This is a genomic window from Cyclobacterium xiamenense (assembly GCF_900109255.1).
Classification (GTDB): domain Bacteria; phylum Bacteroidota; class Bacteroidia; order Cytophagales; family Cyclobacteriaceae; genus Cyclobacterium; species Cyclobacterium xiamenense.
Genome location: NZ_FNZH01000002.1, coordinates 827826 through 840344, shown reverse-complemented (window position 1 = coordinate 840344; position 12519 = coordinate 827826). Strand labels below are relative to the sequence as shown.

Annotated in this window: 19 protein-coding genes; 16 read left to right on the top strand and 3 right to left on the bottom strand. The window is 48.5% G+C overall.

Annotated elements, in window-relative coordinates; all coding sequences use genetic code 11:
• Positions 1-9: 9 nt before the first annotated feature.
• From BMW71_RS08315 to BMW71_RS08245, 16 genes are all read left to right on the top strand, one after another.
• Positions 10-264, top strand: coding sequence for a hypothetical protein (locus tag BMW71_RS08315; RefSeq protein WP_092172004.1), 255 nt, complete (start codon positions 10-12; stop codon positions 262-264).
• Positions 254-847: a helix-turn-helix domain-containing protein gene (locus BMW71_RS08310; RefSeq protein ID WP_092172001.1), complete on the top strand. Its 594-nt coding sequence runs from the start codon at positions 254-256 to the stop codon at positions 845-847. Before BMW71_RS08315 ends, BMW71_RS08310 begins: the two co-directional genes overlap by 11 nt.
• An 86-nt stretch (positions 848-933) precedes the next feature.
• Positions 934-1170 (top strand): hypothetical protein, encoded by a 237-nt coding sequence (locus BMW71_RS08305; RefSeq protein WP_092171999.1) that lies wholly within the window; start codon positions 934-936, stop codon positions 1168-1170.
• Positions 1148-1378 carry a hypothetical protein gene (locus BMW71_RS08300; RefSeq protein WP_092171996.1) on the top strand — a complete coding sequence of 77 codons (231 nt, stop codon included), beginning with the start codon at positions 1148-1150 and terminating at the stop codon, positions 1376-1378. Before BMW71_RS08305 ends, BMW71_RS08300 begins: the two co-directional genes overlap by 23 nt.
• 8 nt (positions 1379-1386) lie before the next feature.
• Positions 1387-1731 (top strand): hypothetical protein, encoded by a 345-nt coding sequence (locus BMW71_RS23530; protein WP_143057588.1) that lies wholly within the window; start codon positions 1387-1389, stop codon positions 1729-1731.
• On the top strand, positions 1731-4613 hold the full coding sequence (locus BMW71_RS08290; RefSeq protein ID WP_092171991.1) for a hypothetical protein: 2883 nt from the start codon (positions 1731-1733) through the stop codon (positions 4611-4613). The genes BMW71_RS23530 and BMW71_RS08290 overlap by 1 nt, the downstream gene beginning before the upstream one ends.
• Before the next feature lie 5 nt (positions 4614-4618).
• The gene (locus BMW71_RS08285; RefSeq protein ID WP_092171988.1) at positions 4619-4846 is read left to right on the top strand and encodes a hypothetical protein; all 228 of its coding nucleotides are present in this window, start codon (positions 4619-4621) and stop codon (positions 4844-4846) included.
• Positions 4843-5061 (top strand): hypothetical protein, encoded by a 219-nt coding sequence (locus BMW71_RS08280; RefSeq protein WP_092171985.1) that lies wholly within the window; start codon positions 4843-4845, stop codon positions 5059-5061. Before BMW71_RS08285 ends, BMW71_RS08280 begins: the two co-directional genes overlap by 4 nt.
• Complete coding sequence (locus tag BMW71_RS08275; RefSeq protein WP_092171983.1) at positions 5054-5350, top strand: hypothetical protein; 297 nt, start codon at positions 5054-5056, stop codon at positions 5348-5350. Before BMW71_RS08280 ends, BMW71_RS08275 begins: the two co-directional genes overlap by 8 nt.
• Positions 5343-5642, top strand: coding sequence for a hypothetical protein (locus tag BMW71_RS08270; RefSeq protein ID WP_143057587.1), 300 nt, complete (start codon positions 5343-5345; stop codon positions 5640-5642). The genes BMW71_RS08275 and BMW71_RS08270 overlap by 8 nt, the downstream gene beginning before the upstream one ends.
• Positions 5635-5832, top strand: a complete 198-nt coding sequence (locus tag BMW71_RS08265) for a hypothetical protein (protein WP_092171977.1) — start codon at positions 5635-5637, stop codon at positions 5830-5832. The genes BMW71_RS08270 and BMW71_RS08265 overlap by 8 nt, the downstream gene beginning before the upstream one ends.
• Before the next feature lie 24 nt (positions 5833-5856).
• Positions 5857-6249, top strand: coding sequence for a hypothetical protein (locus BMW71_RS08260; protein WP_092171975.1), 393 nt, complete (start codon positions 5857-5859; stop codon positions 6247-6249).
• Between the two features lie 2 nt (positions 6250-6251).
• Positions 6252-6449 carry a hypothetical protein gene (locus BMW71_RS08255; protein ID WP_092171972.1) on the top strand — a complete coding sequence of 66 codons (198 nt, stop codon included), beginning with the start codon at positions 6252-6254 and terminating at the stop codon, positions 6447-6449.
• 116 nt (positions 6450-6565) lie between these two features.
• Positions 6566-6790, top strand: coding sequence for a hypothetical protein (locus BMW71_RS08250; RefSeq protein ID WP_143057586.1), 225 nt, complete (start codon positions 6566-6568; stop codon positions 6788-6790).
• A 40-nt stretch (positions 6791-6830) separates the two neighbouring features.
• Entirely contained in the window at positions 6831-7007 is a 177-nt protein-coding gene (locus BMW71_RS23685; protein ID WP_177179593.1) for a hypothetical protein, read from the top strand.
• Between the two features lie 12 nt (positions 7008-7019).
• On the top strand, positions 7020-7334 hold the full coding sequence (locus tag BMW71_RS08245; protein ID WP_092171967.1) for a hypothetical protein: 315 nt from the start codon (positions 7020-7022) through the stop codon (positions 7332-7334).
• A 116-nt stretch (positions 7335-7450) separates the two neighbouring features.
• Here BMW71_RS08245 and BMW71_RS08240 read toward each other — a convergent pair whose 3' ends face one another.
• The 3 genes from BMW71_RS08240 to BMW71_RS08230 all read right to left on the bottom strand — a co-directional run bounded on the left by BMW71_RS08240 (position 7451) and on the right by BMW71_RS08230 (position 12198).
• Positions 7451-8311 carry a hypothetical protein gene (locus BMW71_RS08240; protein WP_092171964.1) on the bottom strand — a complete coding sequence of 287 codons (861 nt, stop codon included), beginning with the start codon at positions 8309-8311 and terminating at the stop codon, positions 7451-7453.
• Positions 8312-8409: 98 nt separating this feature from the next.
• Positions 8410-11508, bottom strand: coding sequence for a type ISP restriction/modification enzyme (locus BMW71_RS08235; RefSeq protein ID WP_092171961.1), 3099 nt, complete (start codon positions 11506-11508; stop codon positions 8410-8412).
• Between the two features lie 42 nt (positions 11509-11550).
• Positions 11551-12198 carry a DUF4145 domain-containing protein gene (locus BMW71_RS08230; protein ID WP_092171959.1) on the bottom strand — a complete coding sequence of 216 codons (648 nt, stop codon included), beginning with the start codon at positions 12196-12198 and terminating at the stop codon, positions 11551-11553.
• Between the last annotated feature and the right edge of the window lie 321 nt (positions 12199-12519).

Sequence of the window (12519 nt, the reverse complement as noted above, 5' to 3'; positions counted from 1 at the left end):
TAAGAAAACATGCAATACCAAAAAACCAGTATGCTGTCCAAAAAGGAGTTGAAAAAGCTAAAGAAGAAGTTGCCCTATGGATACTTCTCCCAGATAGAAAAGCGGGTTAACGTGTCCAAAAGAACCATTTCCTATTTTTTTTCTGAAAAAGAACACCGCTATAACCTGGAAGTACATCAGGCTGCGCTTGATGTGATTGAAGCATACCAACTATCGATTAACAAGATAAAAACGCGACAAAAAACCATCTTAAATGAGAAATAAGGAACTCATATCCCGCATGAAGACCTGTGTTTCTGGCAAACTACCCGCTGGAATCATCGATCAAAACGTCGAATTCTTCGCAAAAGGCGAAAGCGTTTTCGCAATCGTGCAGTCCCAAATGCTCCCTCCTACGGAATGGCCTGCCTGGCTGAAAGACTCGATTCTCGAAGACATGCAAAAGCACCCTTCGGCGGTGCAGGCACTCGTTGATGCTGATTTTGTGACGGAAGAGGAAATGATTGTCCAATACATCAAGTGCCGGTATTCGGCACTGGACAATCAACCGGATATGATCCAAGGCCGGTTGCAAGATACCGAATACGTGGACTGTAATCTGCGCGGTTCCTGCCCCTATGAAGGACGTCTCTGCGAATTGTTGGCTGCCAAGTACGGCATTCTTACCCCCAGGGAAATACAGGTCCTGAAGCTCATCCCCGAAGGCCTGCTGGACAAAGAAATCGCGGACACCATGGGCATCTCCGTGCTCACGGTGGGTGTGTACATGAAAAATCTGAGAGAAAAGACAGGCTATAAAAATAAAGCCGAACTGGTTCGCTTCGCTTTCGAAAAGAACCTGATATGACATTACCGGAAAGTTCATTCCTCGTTTGTGCGACAACCATTCCGGAACCGTACCGGTAGCGGTTCCGGAACTTAAAACACCACCCCATGAACCCATTCAAACTATTACTCGACCACAACATCGCCAGGATCAAAAAGAAGTACTGGACCGAACAGGCCCGGGGACTGAAGGGCATTTTCGAGCCCGCCAACCGACTACATGCCCACAACTGGATCCGGCGAGAAATCGCCATCCGGACCAACCTCTACGAAGTCATGGACCAAAAGATCCCCACCGATGAACTATACAAAGCCCTCGACTATGAGCCCACGAATCGCACTTAGAGACTACGAGGAACTGCTGGACTTTGCCCGGCAGGAGCTTCGAAAGAGCCAGCAGCAGCTCATACAGCTGCGCAACCAGGAAGCGCCAGCCGCAGAGCTGGAGGAACTGGAACACGAAATCGAACTGCTAAACAAGGCAGTCGACCGGTATCAACTCAAAATCAAAGTACTGCAACATGCCCTACGAGAAAGTGAAAATCAGCCCTAAAGTTCGCCATGAAAACATCCCCTGCACAGCCGACCACTTCGAAAAGTACCTGCGCGACCAAGCGCTCCCCATCGTCCACCAGGGAAAGGACTACGTCCGCGTGCGTGACGCTGCCGGGGAGGAATGGGGATTCTTTTCCAACCAGTTTGACCCGTGCGGGTAGAAAGCGCCAGATACAGCAGCGCCGGTACTATTTTATCCGCAAGCTGCGCGCCATGGGCTACCGCATCGAGACAGAAAAGCGGTGCATTCAGACCCCCTACACGTCGGTAAACGACATCCCGCCGCCGGACCGGTACTACGTTCGGCAGCTCCTTAAACTTGGATTTCAGCAAGAACTCACTTTTTTCTGATGTACATCGAACAGCAAAAAATATTGGACGGGACCGATGGCGGTCTGAAAATCATCCTGCACTACTACCCCCAGGCAGAGCGAGCCCTGCAGCGCACAGGTGCCAAGTTCAAGCTGCGCGCCAGCGAAAAGACGGCCTCTGCCACCCTAAAGCAGCTATCCGATGGCAATTGGGTGGTGACCGACTTTGGCGGGGATCAGAAACCCAAAAACGGCATCCTGGTCTGCATGGAAGAAGAGGGACTGGAATTCAAGGAAACCCTGGAGCTACTGGCCGCCCGGTATGGGATCGAGGGGCAGGAGCCGCCGGAGATCCTAAAGCCGGAGATCAGCACCCGGGACGCCCGGGCGGAAGAAAACGAAGGCGAATGGTACTTCGAGGTACGCGAGGGATTTACCGAGCTGGACGTGATCACCGTCCTGGCAGAAAAGGCCATCCCGTACCAGAAAGACGAACAGGGCCGGAAGCAGATCCACTGGGAGAAAGTCGAGCGGATCTTCAAGCGCTACCGCTTTTATTCCCTACTGAGCTATTCCATCGTCAAAAACCGGAAGGTGATCACCATCGCGGCCACCGACCGGTACCCGATATTTATGTGGGACGAGGGTTCCTTCAAAAAGATCTACCAGCCTCTCAGTCCGGATAAGGGCCGGCGCTTTATGTACTACGGCAAGCGGGACAAGGATTTTTTGCATGGCCTGGCCGAATGCCATGCGGCGTACGAAGCCCTGCAGGACGGGGAAGATATCGACGAGGAGACCGGAGAGGTCCGCTCCAAAAAGAAAAAGAAGCTGCCCGAAATCGTCTACTGCAGCGGGGGATCCGATGGCATGAACCTGGCCATGATCGGCTACCAGGTAGTATGGCCCAATAGCGAGACGGCCAAGCTATCCGAGAAGCAGTTCAAAACCCTGGCCAAGCTGGCCGATAAGGTGATGAACATGCCGGACATCGATCACACCGGCCTCCGGGAGGCGCACCGCCTGGGCATGGAGCACCTGGACCTGTACAACATCGTATTGCCCGAAGAGCTCCGGGAGCGTCCGGATAAGCGCGGCAATCCCTGCAAGGACGTGCGCGACTACCTGAAGTACCACACCTATTACGATTTCAAGCAGCTGGTCAAAACGGCCCTGCCGTACCGGTTTTGGGACGAGATCTACTACGAAGACAAGGCCGGCAATTGGCGGTCGAAGTTTGAGGTCAAGAATACCCGGCTGTATAATTTCTTGACCAAAAACGGCTTCTACCGCCTGCAGAACAAAAACGAAAAGCAGGGCTATATTTTCATCCAGATCAAAGACAACATCGTCCGGGAGATCGAGGTCAACGAAGTCAAAACGCACGTGCACCGCTTCCTGGAAGAACAGTACGTGGACGAAGACCTGCGGGATGTATTCTTTCGCAGTACCCAGCTGAAGGAAGCATCCATGTCCAACCTGCCCATGACGGAGGTCGATTTCTCTGACTTCGACCGGGACCGGCAGTTTTTCTTTTTCGAAAACAAAACGGTAGAAGTCAGCAAGTCCGGCGTGCAGGTGCACAAGCTGGGCGAGATCAAGCGCTACGTCTGGGAAGACGAAGTGATCAAGCACCGATTCAAGGATCAGGAGCCGCATTTCAGCATCAGCCAGGACAAAGACGGCCACTGGCACATCGATATCCTCAAAAAGGATAACATCTTCCTGAACTTCCTCATCAATACCAGCCGGACCCACTGGCGCACGGAGCTGGAAGACAACCTGGATGCCCTGAGTCCGGAGGAGCAAAAGGCCTACAAGAAAAAGCACCTGTTCGACATCGCCGGGGATAACCTCTCTGCAGAGGAGATCCGGGAGCAGATGCACCAGCTGGTCAATAAGATCTACGTCCTGGGGTACCTGCTGCACCGGTACAAGGATCCCTCCCGCCCCTGGGCCATCTGGACCATGGACCACCGGATCAGCGACGAGGGCGAAAGCCACGGGGGATCGGGTAAGTCCATCGCCATGGGCGCCGTCAGTCGCTTTATGAAGTCGGTCACCCTCCGGGGAAGGGATCCCAAGATGACCGAAAACCCGCACATGTACGACCGGGTGACCATCCACACCGATTACATCCTGGTAGACGATGCCAATCAGTACCTGAAATTCGACGTATTCTTCAGCGATATCACGGGCAATATGATCGTGAATCCGAAGAACAACAAGTCCTACGAAATCCCTTACGAGGAGTCCCCCAAGTTTGCCTTCAGCTCCAATTTCCCGCTGCGCAATATCGACAGCTCCGTGCTGCGCCGGGTGCTGTACTGCGTCTTTTCGGACTACTACCACGAGAATAAGGACGGCTACTTCCGGGAGAGCCGCAACCCGCGGGAGGAATTTGGCAAGAACATCCTGGGGCCGGACTATACGGACGAGGACTGGAACGACTTCTACAACTTCATGATCCAGTGCTGCCAGTTTTACCTGAACCACGGAAAGATCGATCCGCCCATGGAGAACGTGGAGAAGCGCAACCTGCTAAGCGAAATGGGCCCCGCATTCCACGAGTGGGCAGATACCTACTTCAGCGATCGGATGAATGCCGACGTGGTCAAAAAATACGCCATGGAGGACTTTATCCGCAGCACCAATACCAAATGGACCTCCCAGAAATTTACCAAGGCCCTGCGTGCCTGGGCCCGGTACTACGGATACGAGCTCGATCCGGAGGAGTTCAAAAACAGCTCCGGCCGCATCATCAGGAAGATACAGGAGGATGGCCACGCTACTTCGGTGGAAATGATTTATGTACGCAATACCCAGGTGGCCACCCCTGAGACAGCGGAGCAGATTCCCACCACTCCCGGGAATGACAAGCTGGTGCCGGGAGGCCAGACAGACGCCTTTTCAAATTTCTAATCGATATGGAAATTCTACTCAAACTCCGACCTGCCATGTCCCTGGAAGACTTCATGGACAAGGAAAAGAAATCCCGCAAAATGGGCCTGGTATACTTCCAGGTCCTGGAGGGAAGCTCCGGGCTCATTACCCGGGTGGTATCCGAGCGCACCGACAAAGTCTGGCTGCTGCGGATGATCAAGAAAGGGAAATTATTCATTCAAGAAACCTCAACCATCGCTGAAACATCATGAACGTAACCGTAGACCTCAGTTTCCTGATCGCTGTCAAAGACATGCGCGAGGAACAACGACGCTTCTTCCACCTCACCAAAGAAGCCAAAGCCAAAAAGCTGCCCCAGCTATGGGCCCAGCGAAAAAACTGCCTGGACAGCTCCCGGCAGCTCGAAGCCCTGGTGGATATCCGCCTGGATCAGTACCTCAATGGAAAGGAGGTGGCCCGTGACTGACCTGTATTTCATCCAGTATTCCTACAAGCTGCTACCCCGCAACAAGTACCACGAGTGGATCGATGCGCGATTCGAGGCACTGGACCGCTGCCTTACCCGTAACCCCGAAAAGCTGCAAAAGGAGCTGATCGAGGAGATCAAATCCATTCGGGAAACCTCCTTTCACCGCTGCAAGCCGGTAAGCATCCTGACGAAAACCTACACGCCCGAAAAGGGAATACTGAAGGTGGAAGTGCAGGAGCTGGGCCGGCTGACTCTCTATCCAGTAAAGGAGGTGCGCCATGACTAAGTACGGAAGCACGTATAACGGCTGTCTGGTAAGCGGATTCTTCTCCGTCTTCTGTGTACTGATGTTGCTGGCCACCTGCACCAGCTCCTGCAGCAGCGCCCGGGTCACCGCCCTGGTGCCGGCTGCAGAGGTGATAAGCCGGGACGGCGACCGCCTGCTGATCCAGTTCGAAGATGCGGCCGGGGCACCGGGTCGCGCCTACGAATGGTTTCATTTTCCCGGCCTGGGACCGGTCGACTACCGCTCCCTCGAGGCCGAGCTGGTGATCAGAAAAAGGAGGGGCCATGACTGAGCAAGCGCCCTACGAACCCTCGTTTTTCTACGTGTACCTCTGGCTCTTTTGCCTGCTGGCCACCTGCGGGCTGCTCTCCACCCTCCTGTACATCGTACGGGAGATCGCCCGCAACGAACCGCCGGAAGGCATCGCCCCGGAAGTACGCGAAGGCTGGCTCTGGCATCAGATCCGCCGCCGCATCCGATAAGTATTCACCAAAACCCCTAATGTCATGAACTTAGAATTCATCCCCCTAAAACAAGCAAAGCGTGGCAAGCCCACCATCCTGTTTTCCAAAACAGGACTGATCAACCTATCCAAAACAGCTGCCGAAGAACTTGGCTTAAGCAAGCAAAACCGCATCGACCTGGCACGGGACACCGACCGGCCGGAAGACTGGTACCTGGTCAAGTACAAACCGGAAATCGATGCGGGTATTCCCTTCCGGCAAAAAGACAACGGGCTATGCTTCAATGCTGCCTCCTGGGCGAATGCCTTCCTGGATCAGTTTTCAGAAGATGGAAAATCCCTTTCCGTCCTGATAGCTACCCAGGCAGAAGACAACACCCTGGGAGGGAAAGCCGAGGTATACGCGATTCTAACCAAATCCCTTAAAAAGGAATAGACATGCCTAGAATCGAAAAAGTATACAGCCTGGAAGTAGGCGTTGAGCAGTTTCTCAACGCCTGCTCTCCCCTGGAGCTAAAGGAAATCGAACTGCTCATCCTCTCCCCCCGCTTCCAACACCGCATGAAAGAATCCGAGGAATATTCCGGACCGAACCGACCCGAATTTCCGTCGGATCGGTTCGATTTACTGGCTTAGGGATGCGAAGGGGTAGTCTGCCGCCAGGAAGACCGAAACGAACGTGTAGCCCGCAACAGCCCGCCCCGACCGAAGGAAGGGAAAGCCCCAAGAGATTCGCTTTCAACATAGAAATCATGAAAAACTACTTCACCATCACCACCAACCGGGAGACCGCCGAGCAGATCCGAAAGCAATGTGATTTCGACGAGCGATGCAGCCAACGCAGCTACCGGCTAGGCGATATCCAGCACCACGAGGGATTCTCTATCGTCAAAATCGAGGCGAAAAGGGACCTGATTACGCCCTCTGATATCTTCTGGCTGGGTCACTTCTCCGCCATCTGGAAAATCGATAATTAATCCTGTAACTCTGTAACGAAAAACCAAAACCCATTGTATCATGACTGCAACTGTAAAATACCGTGTCGCAACCTATGAGGGAGAAATTCAGGTTCCCTGTGATCCAAACGAGGAAAGCGAGGCGATCATCGCCAAAGCAAAACGAATCGTCACCAGGCAAGCGGGCGGCTCCTTACCATGGGGCTCCCAGAGCTGGCGAGTTACCTGTCGGGAATAACCAAAAATAACCATGAGCAAGCTAACATTCAAAGAAATCAACAAGGACCGCAGCAAGGGCGAATATGCCCTTGCCTGCCGCGTTATACTGAAAGAAGCGATCAAATTCGCGGACGACATAGACGGATTTATCCGCTACTGGCAAAACACGGTAGACTACTACCCCCAGCGTAACCACCGGCGACTGGGAGATAGCTATCGGATAGAGAAAGACGAAAAAAACCAAACTGCGCTGATCTGCAAGACCAGCGATACCAAAAAGCCGGTAGACTTGTATTATATTTATGCTTTGGCACCGAATGAATCTACGATAGCGGTTGGCCTATGAGTAGTTGAGGGAGGGGTAACGCTTAATTTAACAATTATGCAAATAACTGAAAATACTAATGGAGCTTCAGAAGTAGGCGAGAAAAAACATTTACTTATAACCATTGTTGAGTTTGATTATTTCCCTATTTGGTTAGCAATTATTCCACCAATTACCGAGATTATCAAACCAATTATAACGACTGTGTCAATAGTTTTTCTCAATGATTCTCTCTTTTTAAATGTTGCTAAATAATCACCCCAACAAAAATTATAAACAGGGTAAAGAGCATAAAGATACCAATGTACTAATAGAAGAATAATAAATAAACCTCCTGTTGTTAGGAATGCATATATCAATGCCGTTGCAGAATCTAAACTTTGCCCAATTTCGTTTATTTTCAAAAATGCTTCTATGGGTTCCGTGAGTTTTCCTGATTCATATTCATTTCGAATTTCCTCAATTGCAATTTGCCTTTCATAGTCCCCGTTAATCAACTCAAACATTAGCGCAATGATAAGAGAGAATGGCATACTTAACATCATAAGTAATTTGTAATTTGTTTTTTTGAAATTATAGTTAATGTTCCATCGCCTTATTTTCTTTATTCTCTCCTCAATTAATGAGCTAGTGACAAAAACCCAATCCCTTGTTAATCCGCTTATATTATAACGAATACTTATTTCCGTTGAGACATTACTAGAATTTGCATTTGTAAATTCTATAACTAATTTTCTGGAATCCGTTATTTCTGAAGATATTTTTAAATCAATTATTTTTGCGGAACCACTATTCTCAAGAGAAAAAATTTCTTCAATATCGATAGTTTCTGCAACAACTCCACTTTCAAAGGTTACAGAAAAGCTGTTTTTTATTTCTCCTTCAGATTCCTTTTTAAGTTGGTCTTGAATTAAATCGTTAAACCTTCTTAATTCCTGTTCGGTCAATATAAATCCGTGATAAAATGCTTTGTTGGCTTCTACATTTAGTTTTTTCATCGTGTTGGTCAATTATAATCACCCAGAACAAATAAATCAAGGTATATTTTGGAAATGGAGTTAGGTGGATATGTACTTTAGACAAATTTCACATATATTTAGAAGAAATCAACCCGATCCACCTCCTTCATCAGCCGATCCGTCTCCGTCAGGGCTACGATGATTTTCTGGTAGTGCAGGATATCGTCGTATTCCAGAGTACGGCCCTTTCGGTCCTTGAGCCATTTCTGCGCGGGTTGGTAACCCCCGATGTAGAACTCCCAGGCCAGCACCGGCACGCCATCGAAGTACTGCGTCTCGTTGATATAGACTTTACCCGTTTCCCCTGCAGGATCAGTGACTAGTCTTGGCTTTACCACCTCATTGCTGCCATCGATGGGGTAGCGGGTGATATACCGGTTTACGGTAGCGCTTTCCAGCAGGTGGATTTGCCGGATTTCTCCGCCCAGCTTCACCAGCTGCCAGAAGGTCTCCGGATCTTTCGGATACGGCACCCGCGGAAAGTCTATTTTCAGAAACTCCTTATACCGCTCCCGGTAGCTGGGCGAGTGTAGCACTGCATAGATATAATCCAGAATATCGATAGGCGCAAAGGTATTTTCTGTCGATTCCTTTTCGTTGGTAAAGATCAACTCTAATTTTTCTGCCAGTTGATTTACTATTTTGGTATTTAGGTTTGGTTTTCTCTCCCACGATTGTTCAAGGGTTTGTTGGGCGTTGGTTTCAGGGTAAGTGTAAAGTTGAAAATGATAAGAGCCTGTTGAGCTTTCTGCTGTTTTCATTTCAGATAAAGTATTTGAAATAAAAAAGTGGCATATTTCTTTATTTTTAGTTTGTCTTCCTAAAACAAGTGATATGTTTTCAAAAAAGGAATGCCTTATTTGTTTTTCGCGATGACGTGTAACTAATTTTGTATCAAAATAAATAACCCTATTATCAAAAGGCCTATATGAAATTGATTTGATTTTTGATTCTGTATATAAACTTGAAGAGGTATCAATTAAATATAAATAATTTTTTATTTGGTCTTTCAACTCGTTCTTATTGTAGCCTATTACCACTGAATCCTTGTGTGTTTTTATTCCTGCCGCCTTAATATGAAATAGTTCTTCAATGGGAAAGCCTATTTCGTATTCGTCTTGTCCATCATAACTTTTATTTGTAAAAAAATAATTCGGTTTATTTAGGAAAGGTGTGTTCCATTTCAATGAATAAAAATTATTTGCATTAAGAAAATTATATTTAATTTCTCGCTTTCCGTACAAATCACATTGGTATAATTTGCCCATCCCATTCTTTTTCTTAGCACCTGTCTTTACAAATATGTTTATAGAAACACCTTGTTGAATATCAAATACATTTTCATCTTTACTACCATCAAGAGAAGTCTCCTTTTTTTTAGAATTCCCGTGTAAATCCAAGATATATATCTTATCAAAACCTTCCAAAAGGTGCTTTCTCATTTGTCTGAATACAATTCCATCAATGAAGCTGTTATTAGAAATGTAAGCCAAGATTCCACTACCATTTTTTTCTACATAATGCTGGCCGTACCTTATAAATTTTACATAGTCATCAGATAGGGAGTTGTAGCTTTTTTCGTTCAAATCCTTTTTGTAGTCGGCAATTAGTCTATCAATCCAATTATTTTTATTCGTACTACTCACCGCATACGGCGGATTCCCAATCACGCACATCACCGGCGTATCCCGCTTTACGTGATTTGCATCATTAGCCTCAGCACTTAGCCAGCTGGCAAAGAGCGTTCCTGTGTCCTGGTGGTGTTCCTCCAGGCTATTGGTCAGGTACACGCGCAGGCGTTGGTTGCTGGTTGGCTTGTAACCGGTTTCTGTTAGAAGCAGGTCCAGCTTCAGGTGGGCCATGGCATAGCTGGCCATCAGCAGCTCAAAGCCATTGAGGCGGGGGATCAGGTGCCGCTCCACATAGTGGCTCCAGATACCCTCCTGTCCAGCAAATCGCTTATGGATATGCTTCACCACTTCGGCCAGGAAGGTACCCGTGCCGGTAGCGGGGTCCAGGATCTGCACCCGGTGTACTTCCTGTTCCACCTGTTTGTATCCGGTAGCCGAGCGGCGGTCTTCCGTTTGGGTATTAACTTTGATCCGGGTCGTACTGGTATCGGCCAGCCCCTCTTGTAGGTCAAATTCCGTCTTCAGAATATCATCCACCGCCCGGACGATAAAGTCCACCACGGGCTGCGGGGTGTACCATACCCCGCGGGATTTCCGCAGCTTGGGATCGTATTCGCTCAGGAAGGTTTCGTAGAAGTGGATGATCGGGTCCTCCATTTTCGTAGACTTCCCGTAGTTCTTCAGGATCTCTTCCACGTTGCAGGCCAGGAATATATCTGCCAGGCTATCCACGATCCACTTGATCCGGTCGTCGATATCCGGCCCGGCGATATAGCCAAAGAGTTTCCGGAGAAAGGGGTTCGATTTGGGGATCAGCTCTGCCGCCTCCTGTCGGCTAAAGGTTCCCAGCGTAGGATCATGTAGCCGGGCGGCAAACATCCCGTAGGCGATCGTTTGCGCATACACATCCGCAAAGCCCTTCGGCGTGATGTCATGGATCAGGATTTGCTTAAAGGCCTTCATCTGGTCTTTCAGCGTACTGTCTTCCTGATTTTCCTCGTCAGAGGTCAGCGCATTGCCGATGATATCGGAGAGCAGCCGGGCTTTCCCTGCCATCATTTCCGCCAGCTTTTTGCTGCTTTTGATCGTCTGCCCCACGTGGCTGCTAAAGTCCCGGATCAGGTTCTCAAAGGCCGCAAAGTTTTCCGGCAGCGGTCGAATTCCCTTATCCGTGAGTTCCCCGATGGCTATTTTTGTGGTAAACTCCCCCTCCCGGTACAGGTGGAAATTTATATAATCGGTAAAGATCAGGTTATTCAGCGAGGCCTTATAGCGGTCAAACTGCTCCTTGTTCCCCGTCTTCTTCACGCCGTCCAGGTCCTTGTCCCCGATGTCTTTGGCTTCGATAAATCCCACCGGTATATCCTTTTTAGTTAGAATATAGTCCGGCGCTCCGCAGTCCCGTCGTTTGGGTTCATTGGTTGCGCTGATGGCTGGAGAGAGGCTTTCCAGGAGCTGCTGCAGGTCTCCGCGAAAAGTATGCTCCGTAGCGTTGCCCAGGCGGTAGCGTTTGTCGAGGTTTCGAATATAATCTGTAATACTCATTGGATATGGTAGGACTCTTTGAAAAAAATGTACCGGACGTGATTAATTATCGTTGTCTTTTTTGTCTATACCACCATCTCGCTTTGAGATGGATTCTGTTTGTGAGATTGGTAGGGAGTTGTAAAGATTTTGAATTCGCTTAGGCTGTGTAATCATCCTATCTGCGATAAAATTGACGAGTTCAAACAGATTGACGGCAATTTCTCTGTTATCCTTGATATCCATCTTACCCGGATGGACTGCGTTATTACCTACTACTCTAACAAAATCCAGCGATTGTTGAATTTCTTTCGGTAGACCTTTTTTGACTAAATTTGAAATATCGGCGTTAATGTTTCCTTTTTCACCAAGATGGATGCATATTTTTTGAATAACCAATCTTAGTAATGCTGCGCTTCCTCTAGGAGACTGATTCAAAATAGAGCGAGCCTCTAGATAATCATCTCTTATTTCTTCTGGTAGGTCTTTGTTCGGTAAAGGTGCATTACTTACAGCTGGGTAAACCATATTTTTATCGTACCATATAGATAGCTTGTCACAGTGGGTGCAAAAAGCAAATTGGATTATTGGCAATTCAAAAATCCCACGTTCTTCATAGTGAGCGGTAAACCACAATTGATGGGCGTATGCACCACAATGAGGGCAATGAAATGCCTTCCCTTTAAATTTTGGATGAATATACTCACTCATTAATGCTGATCTTTAATTGACTAACAGATGTTGGTATTTTGACACAACTATAAAAAAACTGGAGTTTTATTTACTCCAATCGTACTCCTAAACCCTGTCTCTCCTGGCCACACCCCTCCGCAGCATAATACCATACTGCTACTATTCAGCAGCTACACTGCCACACTACTGCGGTTGATCCGGGCCGGGAGGGACGCCGCTGCCTTCGACGGAGCTCAGGCACCGGGGACAGCGCTCCTTTGACGGCTCTTTCCTGTACCTATTGGATCTTAATTTACACGAAATTTTTGTAACTCTGTAACTAATAAAGAAATTCCATGT

Bases quoted from the DNA above. Each gene is read 5' to 3' on its own strand.
- BMW71_RS23530 (WP_143057588.1), top strand. From the start codon at position 1,387: ATGAAAACATCCCCTGCACAGCCGACCACTTCGAAAAGTACCTGCGCG.
- BMW71_RS08270 (WP_143057587.1), top strand. From the start codon at position 5,343: ATGACTAAGTACGGAAGCACGTATAACGGCTGTCTGGTAAGCGGATTC.
- BMW71_RS08250 (WP_143057586.1), top strand. From the start codon at position 6,566: ATGAAAAACTACTTCACCATCACCACCAACCGGGAGACCGCCGAGCAG.
- BMW71_RS08260 (WP_092171975.1), top strand. From the start codon at position 5,857: ATGAACTTAGAATTCATCCCCCTAAAACAAGCAAAGCGTGGCAAGCCC.
- BMW71_RS08290 (WP_092171991.1), top strand. From the start codon at position 1,731: ATGTACATCGAACAGCAAAAAATATTGGACGGGACCGATGGCGGTCTG.
- BMW71_RS08305 (WP_092171999.1), top strand. From the start codon at position 934: ATGAACCCATTCAAACTATTACTCGACCACAACATCGCCAGGATCAAA.
- BMW71_RS08265 (WP_092171977.1), top strand. From the start codon at position 5,635: ATGACTGAGCAAGCGCCCTACGAACCCTCGTTTTTCTACGTGTACCTC.
- BMW71_RS08280 (WP_092171985.1), top strand. From the start codon at position 4,843: ATGAACGTAACCGTAGACCTCAGTTTCCTGATCGCTGTCAAAGACATG.
- BMW71_RS08300 (WP_092171996.1), top strand. From the start codon at position 1,148: ATGAGCCCACGAATCGCACTTAGAGACTACGAGGAACTGCTGGACTTT.
- BMW71_RS08310 (WP_092172001.1), top strand. From the start codon at position 254: ATGAGAAATAAGGAACTCATATCCCGCATGAAGACCTGTGTTTCTGGC.
- BMW71_RS08240 (WP_092171964.1), bottom strand. From the start codon at position 8,311: ATGAAAAAACTAAATGTAGAAGCCAACAAAGCATTTTATCACGGATTT.
- BMW71_RS08285 (WP_092171988.1), top strand. From the start codon at position 4,619: ATGGAAATTCTACTCAAACTCCGACCTGCCATGTCCCTGGAAGACTTC.
- BMW71_RS08230 (WP_092171959.1), bottom strand. From the start codon at position 12,198: ATGAGTGAGTATATTCATCCAAAATTTAAAGGGAAGGCATTTCATTGC.
- BMW71_RS08255 (WP_092171972.1), top strand. From the start codon at position 6,252: ATGCCTAGAATCGAAAAAGTATACAGCCTGGAAGTAGGCGTTGAGCAG.
- BMW71_RS08235 (WP_092171961.1), bottom strand. From the start codon at position 11,508: ATGAGTATTACAGATTATATTCGAAACCTCGACAAACGCTACCGCCTG.
- BMW71_RS23685 (WP_177179593.1), top strand. From the start codon at position 6,831: ATGACTGCAACTGTAAAATACCGTGTCGCAACCTATGAGGGAGAAATT.
- BMW71_RS08315 (WP_092172004.1), top strand. From the start codon at position 10: ATGCAATACCAAAAAACCAGTATGCTGTCCAAAAAGGAGTTGAAAAAG.
- BMW71_RS08245 (WP_092171967.1), top strand. From the start codon at position 7,020: ATGAGCAAGCTAACATTCAAAGAAATCAACAAGGACCGCAGCAAGGGC.